This is a genomic window from Candidatus Williamhamiltonella endosymbiont of Tuberolachnus salignus (genome assembly GCF_964019775.1).
Classification (GTDB): Bacteria; Pseudomonadota; Gammaproteobacteria; order Enterobacterales; family Enterobacteriaceae; genus Hamiltonella; species Hamiltonella defendens.
Genome location: NZ_OZ026471.1, coordinates 744,229 through 755,748, shown reverse-complemented (window position 1 = coordinate 755,748; position 11,520 = coordinate 744,229). Strand labels below are relative to the sequence as shown.

The 11,520-nt window shown below is 38.6% G+C and carries 10 protein-coding genes; 6 read left to right on the top strand and 4 right to left on the bottom strand.

Annotated features, from left to right (window positions below; genetic code table 11):
* Positions 1–124: 124 nt before the first annotated feature.
* Positions 125–499, bottom strand: a complete 375-nt coding sequence (locus tag AACL23_RS03555) for a type III effector protein (RefSeq protein WP_339050176.1) — start codon at positions 497–499, stop codon at positions 125–127.
* 185 nt (positions 500–684) lie between these two features.
* Between AACL23_RS03555 and AACL23_RS03550 the strand changes: the two genes are divergently transcribed.
* The 5 genes from AACL23_RS03550 to ppnN all read left to right on the top strand — a co-directional run bounded on the left by AACL23_RS03550 (position 685) and on the right by ppnN (position 7,356).
* Entirely contained in the window at positions 685–3,417 is a 2,733-nt protein-coding gene (locus AACL23_RS03550; protein WP_171967582.1) for a two component system sensor kinase, read from the top strand.
* A gap of 63 nt (positions 3,418–3,480) precedes the next feature.
* Complete coding sequence (locus AACL23_RS03545) at positions 3,481–4,113, top strand: two component system response regulator (RefSeq protein ID WP_095033801.1); 633 nt, start codon at positions 3,481–3,483, stop codon at positions 4,111–4,113.
* Positions 4,114–4,270: 157 nt separating this feature from the next.
* On the top strand, positions 4,271–5,080 hold the full coding sequence (map, locus tag AACL23_RS03540) for a type I methionyl aminopeptidase (RefSeq protein WP_012737889.1): 810 nt from the start codon (positions 4,271–4,273) through the stop codon (positions 5,078–5,080).
* Positions 5,081–5,131: 51 nt separating this feature from the next.
* Positions 5,132–5,977: a 2,3,4,5-tetrahydropyridine-2,6-dicarboxylate N-succinyltransferase gene (dapD, locus tag AACL23_RS03535; protein WP_100097062.1), complete on the top strand. Its 846-nt coding sequence runs from the start codon at positions 5,132–5,134 to the stop codon at positions 5,975–5,977.
* Complete coding sequence (gene ppnN, locus AACL23_RS03530; RefSeq protein WP_339050172.1) at positions 5,974–7,356, top strand: nucleotide 5'-monophosphate nucleosidase PpnN; 1,383 nt, start codon at positions 5,974–5,976, stop codon at positions 7,354–7,356. Before dapD ends, ppnN begins: the two co-directional genes overlap by 4 nt.
* A gap of 323 nt (positions 7,357–7,679) precedes the next feature.
* Here ppnN and AACL23_RS03525 read toward each other — a convergent pair whose 3' ends face one another.
* Positions 7,680–8,141 carry a hypothetical protein gene (locus AACL23_RS03525; RefSeq protein WP_339050170.1) on the bottom strand — a complete coding sequence of 154 codons (462 nt, stop codon included), beginning with the start codon at positions 8,139–8,141 and terminating at the stop codon, positions 7,680–7,682.
* A gap of 115 nt (positions 8,142–8,256) precedes the next feature.
* Between AACL23_RS03525 and recJ the strand changes: the two genes are divergently transcribed.
* Positions 8,257–9,993, top strand: coding sequence for a single-stranded-DNA-specific exonuclease RecJ (gene recJ, locus AACL23_RS03520; protein WP_339050168.1), 1,737 nt, complete (start codon positions 8,257–8,259; stop codon positions 9,991–9,993).
* 72 nt (positions 9,994–10,065) lie between these two features.
* Here the strand turns inward: recJ and AACL23_RS03515 are convergent, their stop codons facing one another.
* Positions 10,066–10,530, bottom strand: coding sequence for a DUF986 family protein (locus AACL23_RS03515; RefSeq protein WP_095033806.1), 465 nt, complete (start codon positions 10,528–10,530; stop codon positions 10,066–10,068).
* 86 nt (positions 10,531–10,616) lie between these two features.
* On the bottom strand, positions 10,617–11,510 hold the full coding sequence (locus tag AACL23_RS03510; RefSeq protein WP_012737895.1) for a PTS mannose transporter subunit IID: 894 nt from the start codon (positions 11,508–11,510) through the stop codon (positions 10,617–10,619).
* Positions 11,511–11,520: the final 10 nt, after the last annotated feature.

The window sequence follows — 11,520 nt, the reverse complement described above, 5'->3', positions numbered from 1 at the left end:
ATTTTTTTGAAAATTATCCCGAATAATATCAACTATAGTTAAACGGGAAAATAAAGAGGGAAATATCATTCAGATTCATCATCCGATTTAGACTCATCTTGAAATGATGACCAAAAAGTTCTCATCAATTTTTAGAATGATTTGATATCAGTGAGATCAGATAATGTCTAAAAGATAATAGTTGATCTAATATGGATGCCATCTCTTCTACATTGGTCCCAATATCACCATCAGCTCGACACCATAACCACCAATGTTTCTTTCTGAGCTCTAATCCGTAATCTTGTGCCTCTTCCAAGGAGGCGAATAGTAAGCTTATATGTTTAAAGATGACATCGTATAAAATCTTTTCTTCACATAAAAGCAATCCTACACAAACAGAATGTTGATAATCTTTTGCCTGGGCCTGGACGTTATCTAAAATAAACTCAATGGTATTTGAGCTTTTTAAAAGCTGGATATCGGTCACCAGAGGGAGCACATTTAATATTTCTTGCATCTCAACTCCCAAGCGAATTTGAACATTTATATTATTAACTCAATAAGAGATTTAAAATATAAGGCGAAAACCTCAATTGAAAATGTTTGATTTTTTAAACATATCAAAGTTTAGAATAAAATTTATTGAACGCGAACTAGTACTGGTTTGACAAAATGCCCTTAAAAAATCGGGATGATAATACTATGAAAAAGAATAAATCCTCATCACTGGTCAATAAATTGACCCTATTATTGGGTATCAACTTGACGTGCATTTGGTTCATTGCAACAGCGATGAATGTTTTTTTTTCATTTGAAAACACAACAACGCGTTTGATTAAGGAGTTAGAAAATAAAGCGGATTTACAAGTTGGATTAATCAATCAGCTGTTTCAAACAGCTGAGCGCGATGCGCTTTTATTGACACAAATTGATGAAATTGCTCCCCATAACGCTAAAGATTTTTCTGGATCATTCATTCAAAATCAAAACTGCAATAGGTTGCCACTTCTGAGCAGTGCGCAAAATATCTTACAGGTCTCAAGAATGATAGATCAAAAAAATTATTTTTTTAGTTTTATCATACAACCCGAAAAAGGGATCGCTCTGTTCACACCTAAAACTCTTTCTCATCAAGAGCTCATAAAAAGACAAAATGAGTTATTGGATCTGTTGTCTGGTTCTCCAAAAGACAATATTTTTTGGGGAAACCCAGTTTATGTAAAAAACGATGGATGGCATCTTTCTCTTGCTTTATGTAATAAACATGGAGGATTCTCTGGCATTGCTTTGAACATAAACCGTTTTTTTTCTCATGATCCCCAAAAAAAGAATCAGGATATTCATTTATTATTAGATGAGGCGGGTGATCTCTTAGCGTCTTCCCACCCCCTCAGCTCAAAAAAAACAATCAATCATCTTTTGAAAGAACTTAGAACGATTAAGTTGCATGATGGATTACAACAAACTGAAAATTTTTTGGTTTGGCGTTTACGATTACCTGTCCAAAAATTGCAACAATTGATCGTTTATCCCCGCGCCAATTTCCTAAAAGAAGCCGCTCAGCCAGCGTTAGATCAATTACCCTTTGCCATCTGCATTTTGGTATTACTTACTCTCACCGTATTTTTTTTATTACGCTATTACCTGGCCGTTCCCCTCTGGAATTTCGTTAAAATTATTAGTACAACAGGGACGGAATCCATGGAAAAACGTCTACCAATGAATCGTCATCATGAACTAGGACGAATCGCTCAGTCATATAATGATTTACTGGATGTACTTAATAAGCAATATGATACTTTAGAAACGAGAGTCAATGAACGAACACTACAGTTGGAACGCGCCAAACAAGTGGCAGAACAGGCCAATCGTCGTAAAAGCTTACATTTAACCACGATTAGCCACGAAATCCGAACACCTCTCAATGGCGCTCTTGGTGCTATTGAATTACTCAAACATACTTCTTTGAGTCCTTCCCAATTAAAGCTGTTGGATACAACACAACAATGTTCTGCTTCTTTGTTAAGTATCATTAATGCATTACTTGATTTTTCACATATAGAATCAGGTCAGATGACATTGGTCTTAGAGCAGACGGAATTGCTGCCCATTTTAGATCAAGCCATGTTAACCATTCAAAGCCAGGCGTTTAAACATTCACTGAATTTGTATACCTTCGTCAGTAAAGAGGTGCCTTTAGTATTAAAACTAGATGCTTTACGTTTAAGACAAATTTTAATTAACCTACTAGGTAATGCGGTAAAATTCACTCAAAAGGGATCTATTTCTCTTTACGTCCAACATGAAAATCACAAGCTCTGTTTTACCGTTGAAGATACCGGTTGTGGGATCGATGAAAAATTTCAGAAAAAAATATTTCAACCTTTTTTTCAGGCAGGAATTAACAAAGGAACAGGTCTTGGACTCACGATTGCGAGTAATTTAGCCAGCCTCATGAAAGGCACTCTGGATTTACAGAGCACTTTGAATTTAGGGACACGTGTCTGTTTTGAGATTCCTGTCAATGAAAAATATGCGCCTCCTACTATTTTCAGCGGCAGTTTATCTGCTCCCTCCTCATTAATCCCCCAACTGAACGCTTGGGGGATAGCGTGTCTGTCAAATAATGAGGTCAACCCAAAGCTTTTGGATAAAGATCTGATTTATCTGCCAGGAAGGCTTTATTCAAATGTGAAAAAAATACTTTTTGAACAAGAACATCTCCCTGAATCAAAATTACCCGTCCAACCCTGGAAAATGAGCGTTTTATTGGTGGACGATTCAGAAATAAATCTTAAAATTATAGGCATGATGTTGTCTGAACTGGGTCATGACGTGGAGTTGGCTCATAGTGGTGATGAAGCGCTGGAGCTCGCGCATCATCAACGTTTTGATTTAGTGTTGATGGACATTCGTATGCCAAAGCTAAATGGTTTACAAACGACCAGGTTGTGGCGAACAGATCTCAAAAATAGGGATAGAGAATGCATGATTGTTGCTTTAACCGCTAACGCGAGTCCTTCAGAAAAACAAAGGGTTTGTAAAGCAGGCATGAATGATTATTTATGTAAGCCCGTAACTATAGCAGATCTCGCCGGTATTCTTGACCTGACAGCTCAATTTCAGATAAAGCGCGATATCTCTTTAGTCGCACAGGTATCGACGCTAAAACCCGTTTTGGATACAAAAGACAAAAACCTAATATCAAAAATATATTTATCCATGTCAAAGTTAGCTGAAGAGATAGCCGAATCCATTCACAATCCGGATCCAGTCTATCTCGCCGATCATTTACATAAATTGAAAGGGTGTGCAGGACAGGCAGGATTCATAGAATTGCAAGAAAAAGTGGTAGAGTTAGAAAAAAGTATTCATGAAAACAATAAAATAACGGAAAAAGATATCAAAGAATTAAAAAATTTAATCAAAAAATAATATAAATAATTAATTAATTATAAAAATTTTTATTTTGAAAGCTAGGGGAAAGGGGAAAGAAGTATGAACGTAAAAATATTGATCGTAGATGATCATGAGCTCATTATTAATGGTATCAAAAATATGCTCTCGCCTTATAAACGTTATCAAGTAGTAGGGCAAACAGAGAATGGATTAGATGTTTATAATTTATGTGTTCAAACAGAGCCTGATATGGTCATCCTGGATTTAGGATTACCTGGAATGAATGGTCAAGAAGTGATTTTACAATTACATCGCCGATGGCCACAACTGAACATTTTAGTCTTAACTGCTCGAGAAGAAGAGCATTATGCGAGTCAAACATTAAAAATGGGGGCTCTGGGTTATGTGATTAAAAAAAGCCCTCAACAAATTTTAATGGCGGCGGTGCAAACCGTACTTGCAGGGAAACAATATATAGACCCTACTTTAAATGTGGATAGTGTACTGAAATTAATCAAAGAATCGGAGCATTCTCCTTCTATATTAACCTCACGTGAACGACAAATTCTCAAACTGATTACAGAAGGGGTCTCCAATCGAATCATTGCAGACAGGCTTTATATCAGTGAAAAAACGGTAGAAACACATCGTCTTAATATGATGAAAAAACTTGATGTCCACAAAGTAGCTCAATTGATTCAGTGGTCGCAACGTTTAGGTATCAATATTTAGATAAAAACCACACCCAGGGCTCCTGATATACAAATTCCATGAAGATAACTTCATACTTTCAATGTAGAATCAGCATCAATCATTTTTATTGAAAAGATGAATTAAAATATTCACTCAAACATTTTCAAAACGGCAGTGAGGAGTAGCAAGTGCTTTTATGTCTATTTTTATAAAAACATCTGAAGAAATTGAAAAAATGCGAGTCGCTGGTCGTTTAGCAGCAGCAGTGTTAGAAATGATTGAACCTCATGTGAAAGAAGGGATGTCGACTGGTGAACTGGATAGTATTTGTCATGATTACATTACAAATCAGCAAAAAGCCATTCCTGCTTGTCTGGGCTATCGGGGTTTTCCAAAATCAGTTTGTATTTCGCTTAATGATGTGATTTGTCATGGCATTCCATCTGATGAAAAAATCTTAAAAAGAGGAGACATTCTCAATATCGATGTGACCGTCATCAAAGATGGCTTTCACGGCGATACTTCTAGGATGTTTATGGTCGGAAAACCGACAATTATCGCTGAACGTCTGTGTCGTACCACCTTGGAAACACTTTATTTAGGCATCAAAATGGTGAAGCCTGGTATTCGTCTGCGCTCATTAGGCAAAGCCATGCAAGCTTTTGTTGAATCACATCATTTTTCTGTTGTACGGGAATATTGTGGACATGGTATAGGCCGAACATTTCATGAAGATCCTCAAGTATTACATTATGATGATGAAGATCATGGTCTTATTTTGAAAGCAGGCATGACTTTTACGATTGAACCTATGGTGAACGCAGGCAAAGCACATATTCGAGTCATGAAAGACAAATGGACAGTCAAAACCAAAGACCGCAGCTTATCCGCACAATATGAACACACCGTTGCAGTCACTCATGATGGCTGCGAAATTTTAACCTGGCGTCCAGATGAACCTGTTTCTAAGCTGATTAAGCATCAGGATTCATCCTCTTTAAGATAAATCTTTTTGAGATACATCAAAATCATTCACTTATATTGAGAAAATATGAACATGTCAGACGCACAAAAGATGATTGAGAATGCCTATGAAAATCGCGCCAGTATCACGGCAAAAAATGTAGCTCCCTCGCTGAGGAAGACCATTGATGAGATTATTGAGCAATTAGACAGGGGCGAACGAAGAGTTGCCGAAAAAATAAATGGGCATTGGGTAACACATGAATGGCTAAAAAAAACAATCCTGCTCTTTTTCTGTATTCATGATAACCAGATGATAAAAGGCTTGGAAACAGCGTATTACGATAAAATACCTTTGAAATTTTCTGATTATCAAAGCGACAGATTTTCACGTGAACGCTTACGTGTGGTTCCCCAGGCAACCGTACGAAAAGGCGCATTTATCGCGAAAAATACGGTTCTCATGCCCTCTTATGTTAACGTCGGCGCTTTTGTTGATGAGGGCACGATGATCGATACTTGGGCCACAGTGGGTTCTTGCGCCCAAATTGGTAAAAACGTTCACCTATCAGGCGGTGTGGGTATTGGAGGTGTTTTGGAACCTCTACAAACCAATCCGACTATTATCGAAGACAACTGTTTTATTGGTGCTCGTTCAGAAATCGTTGAAGGCGTGGTGGTGGAAGAAGGCGCTGTCATTTCTATGGGCGTGTTTATCAGCCAAAGTACCCGCATTTATGATCGTGAAACCCAAACTATGCATTATGGTCGTGTTCCTGCCGGTGCCGTCGTTGTTCCAGGCAGTCTCCCTGCTAAAGATGGAAGCCACAGCCTGTATGCTGCCATCATTGTGAAAAAAGTAGATGCAAAAACAAAAGAAAAAATCTCTATGAATCAATTGCTGCGTTACGATGAATGCCTGCAAAAGGAATCATTTTGATAGTAAATATCAATCCACTGGGTTCTATGGATCTGTTGTCTCATCTAGAAGTAGACATGCTCAAACAAACACAAAATACCTATTTGTATGATCTTTTTCGTCATTGCGCGCTGGCTGTGCTCAGTTCAGGTAGCCAAACAGACGATAGCAAAGAATTGTTATCACGTTATGAAGATTTTCGGATCAATATATTGCGCCACGAACGCGGTATTGAACTGGAGCTGATCAATCCCCCTGCTGCAGCTCTTATTGATCAAAAAATAATGAAACTATTACAAGCGAATCTCTTTTCTGTATTACGCGATATTTTATTTTTACAGGGTAAAATGTCAGAAACCCCATTTCTTCAAGATTCAACGGCTTCTGTTTATTTAACAAATCAAGTTTTTTCTATACTCCGTCATGCGCGAGCGCTTCATACTCACCAAGAACCCAATCTTATCGTCTGTTGGGGTGGCCATTCTATTAACACCCAAGAGTATTTATATGCTCATCAGGTTGGGCATCAGCTGGGTTTGAGAGAATTGAATATCTGCACAGGATGCGGGCCAGGTGTCATGGAAGCGCCAATGAAAGGCGCGGCGATTGGTCACGCTCAGCAACTATATAAAAAAGGGCGTTTTATTGGCATTACGGAACCTTCTATTATTGCCTCAGAGCCACCCAACCCCATGGTTAACGAGCTGATTATTATGCCAGATATAGAAAAACGCCTGGAGGCTTTTGTACGTATGGCCCACGGCATTATTATTTTCCCTGGTGGTGTCGGCACAGCAGAAGAATTTCTCTATCTTTTAAGCATTTTGATGGATGTTAAAAACAGGCATCAGATTTTACCGCTGATTCTCACCGGCCCAGAAGAAAGCGCGGAATATTTTAATGCACTTAATACGTTTGTTATCGAAACATTGGGCCCTCAAGCCTGTCGTTTTTATCAAATTATGATTGGTCAGGAGCAAGAAGTCGCACAAAAAATGAAAAAAATGATGAAAAAAGTCAAAGAAAATCGTTGCTACACAAAAGATGCCTATAGTTTCAACTGGTCGATTCATATTAACGAAAAACAACAGCATCCGTTTAATCCAACGCATCAAAATATGGCAGATCTCAATCTAAAATGCGATCAAGCGCCAGAGGCGCTCGCGGCTGCTTTACGTTGTGCTTTCTCAGGCATTGTGGCGGGTAATGTCAAAGAAAAAGCCATACAAGCTGTAAAAACTCAAGGGCCTTTTAAACTTAAAGGGGATCCAGACATGTTGCAACAATTGGCTCAATTATTAGAAAATTTTATTCATCAAGGACGAATGAAATTAACTGGAACGGCTTATCAACCCTGTTATGAAATTGACATCTCATCCACTTTTGTCGATCAGCTGTGATTGCCCCTCATCTTTTTGGTCATCAAATCACTGATTGTGATCTGATCGCGTGATTTCATGCTTGCCATCAGTTGGAAGATCGCTATCGCCAACTGATTGTATTGGCAAAACAATTTCCCCCTTTACCAAAGGTATTCAAACAACCCCATTTAGAAATGTCAGAACGCTGTTGATAAGCGTGAGAAAAGTGTGTATTCATATTATCTCTCCTAAAAACACACAAATTCCCCTAATACAACGCCGCTTTACCTCCAGACAAAGCAAACCTCATAAAAAATTGAAAATAAATCCTCTGAGAGAGGAGGATTTTGAGGTTTATTCAATTAATCACCCCAATCAGCATCAGGACCAGGACCAGTATCAAGCATTCGGTGAGTGATCATATTCTTAAAAGCAGTTGAGTCACTTGGTTTTTTCGGCGTTTCTTCTACTTTTACTTTTTTTAGAGGGACACCTCTTTGAATCTGTTCTAAGAAATTTTCTTTTGGGTCGCTCTGCGACGGTGATACTGGTGGTCGTTTCTTTGTCCGTTCCATGTCCTTTGTCTTTAGCGATATCGGTGGCGGTGTCTCTGTCGATTTTTTTTGTCCCTCTTCTAGTGTAGTTTGAGGCTTTCCTGTAGAATCTGTCGGCTTATGATTCTGCACCTGCAATTCCTCCAAAAAACGCTCTGGCTTACTACCCCAAAATGCCCCTAAATCAGTAAAATGATTTAATCGCCTCATCATCACTATTAACGATAAAAATCGTGGGTGATCAGTTTCAGAATTGTTTCTTTTACTCAATACACTTAACCTCTTGTTCAAATTTCATTTGAACGAAAAATAAAGTCTTCACCCGGTTTAAAACCCATTAAGGTTTACCTCCACTGAAAGATGTCTCTATAAAACGGAAATCATCGTGAATATCAATAAACAATTACGCCGAAGGGAAATGCACCATCATCCGCTTTCAGAAACATACCCTCAATTGATTCGCCAGTTATATGCCAGCCGAGGGATAACAAAAGATCAACAACTGGCGCGAGGGACAAAAAGTTTATGCGATTGGCAAGCATTGGCAGGCATAGAAGCCGCGATTCAGATTTTAAAAGAGGCCCTCTCATTGCAAAAGCGGATGATGATTGTGGGGGATTTTGATGTAGATGGTGCGACCAGTACAGCATTGGCGATGATGGCCCTGAAAGCAATGGGAGCCCAAAATGTGCATTTTTTGATACCCAATCGTTTTGAAGAAGGCTACGGATTGACTCCAAAGATAGTGGAACAGGTATCTCTTCGTGGCGCAGATCTGATCATCACTGTAGATAATGGCATTTCTTCACATGAAGGTGTCGATTTGGCACATCACAAAGGCATGCAGGTACTGATCACAGATCATCATCTTCCGACTGAGCGCTTGCCTAATGCGGATGCCATTATTAATCCCAATCAACTTAATTGTCCTTTTCCTTCTAAATCTCTAGCGGGGGTCGGGGTCACTTTTTATCTGATGCTTGGATTAAGAGCGCATTTGAGAAAAGAGGGATGGTTTCATAAAAAAAATATCCAGGAGCCGAATTTGGCGGAATTTTTGGATTTGGTGGCTTTAGGCACAGTGGCAGATGTCGTCCCACTTGATACAAATAACCGTATTTTGGTGCATCAGGGCTTAAATCGCATCCGTGCGGGCAAAAGTCGCCCTGGTATTGTCGCCTTACTCGAAGTGGCTTCTCGAAGCGCGCACAGATTAACGGCCGCTGACCTTGGTTTTGCTCTTGCTCCTCGCTTAAATGCGGCAGGTCGCTTGGACAATATGTCGACAGGCGTTTCTCTGTTACTGACGCAAGATCTGTCTGAAGCCAGAGAGTTGGCCAGAGATCTCGATGCTTTAAATAAAGTAAGACGAGAGATTGAACAAAGCATGAAAAAAGAGGCATTGGATTTATGTCATCAAATTGAATGTCATGATCAGCCGCTACCAAAGGGTCTTGCGCTTTATCACCCTAAATGGCATCAAGGTGTGGTTGGCATTTTAGCGTCACGTATCAAAGATCGTTTTTATCGGCCAGTCATTGCTTTTGCACCAACCGACGGCGGACAGCTCAAAGGGTCTGGGCGTTCTGTGGCGAGCGTACATATGCGAGATCTCCTGGAACAGATTGACCGAGCCTACCCTGGGCTGATACTTAAATTTGGCGGACATGCTATGGCTGCTGGTTTATTGATTGAGCAGAATAAATTTGATCTCTTTCGTCAATGTTTTGCCGAACGAGTGACGGCTTCTTTAAAGGACCTGGAGCTTGAAAATAGTATTTGGTCCGATGGTGAGCTCTCTCCTGATAAGATTTCTTTAGAAACAGCGCAATTACTTCGTGATGCAGGGCCTTGGGGGCAAGGATTTCCAGAACCCGTTTTTGATGGAAAATTTCGCATTTTACAACAACGTCTACTTTGTGGTTGTCATCTTAAATTACAAGTTGAACCGATTGAAGGTGGTATCCCTTTAGATGCGATTGCTTTTAATGTTGATTCAAAATCGTGGCCGTATCCCCTGTTCAAAAAAGTGACTTTGGCCTATAAGCTGGATATCAATGTATTTCGTCAGCAGCCACAACTGCAACTCATGATCCAGGGTATTTGGGAAGACAACGGATAGTGAAACCCTTATTTCATCAGTTAATATAAAACGTCTTGATTTCTCTTCAAAATGATCGACTTTTTAAACATCTCAAAATGTGGTCTTTTCAAGAAAGACATGAAACATTTTTTTTAAATCTTCGAAATACACCACTTTAATAAATATTGATCGTTTTTTTAAATGAATGGCTAAAATTCCGTCTTCAGATAATTTTATCTTTTTTATATTTTTATAATTAATAAGAATATTACAATAAAAAAATCCGTCTTTTTTAAAAATTAATTTTGGATATCGAATATAAAATATATAAATTATTAACAATAATAAACCGAATAGTAAATATATCGTTAAGGGCGATGATAAATTTATCATATTGTTATATATAAAAATTATTGTTAATCCTATCAAAATAGTGGCATCAACTTTATTTTTACGTTCTAAATTAACCTTAAGAATGGTTTTTCCTTTGATGAAATTTAAAATAAATTCATTATAAACGGCATAAATTAAAAAGGAGATGATGAAAATAATTAAAGTATGATCGACATTTGACATAAAGTGAGTTCCTAAAATCTCTTAATTTTTGCCTGTTTTTTATTATTCAAGATCCAGGTTCAGAAATTAAAACAGGCATTCAAAAATTAAGGAGCAAGAAAGCCGAGCCAATAACCAAAGATGCCGATGGCAAAGAAACCTAGAATAATCCATAGGGCATTAACATTTCGCCGTAACATCCACATACATGCAAAGGTCAATAGTAATGGCACTAAACCAGGCATCAGTTGATCAAAAATAGTTTGTAACGTCGTGACAGTGGTATGACCTGTTTGATCTGTGATTGTAGAGACAACGACAGGGATATTAATATGTGTCCATTTATTCACTAGGGCACCCATCACAAATAACCCAAGAATAGAAGCGCCTTCTGTTAATTTTTGCAAGACCCCTCCCTTCATGTCACTCACCATACTCATGCCTTTTGAGTAACCATAAGCTATGCCGTAATAGAGAGATAATAAACGCACAAGGTTAAATAATATAAAAAACAATAAAGGTCCCAGTAGGCTTCCACTCATGGCAATCCCTGCTCCAAGAGCAGCAAAAACAGGACGTACCGTTCCCCAAAAAATCGGATCACCCACGCCGGCAAGAGGACCCATTAAACCGACTTTAATTCCGTTAATGGCTGCATCATCAATGGGTGCACCATTGGCTCGTTTTTCTTCCATTGCCATCGTGACACCTATGACAGGCGCCATAACGTAAGGATGAGTATTAAAAAATTCTAAATGGCGTTTGATTGCTTGTTGACGTTCAGCATTATTTTCTGGATACAAACGGCGGATCGCAGGGATCATCGAAAAACAAAATCCTAATGCCTGCATACGTTCAAAATTCCAGGAACCTTGAAAAAGATTAGAACGGATAAATGCCGAACGCATATCACCTGCCGTTAATTTTTTTTTACTGGATGCCACATTTTCATCTGCGATTGTTTGGGTTTCTTTTTGAGATGTTTCAGTCGTATCAATCATAATTTTTCTC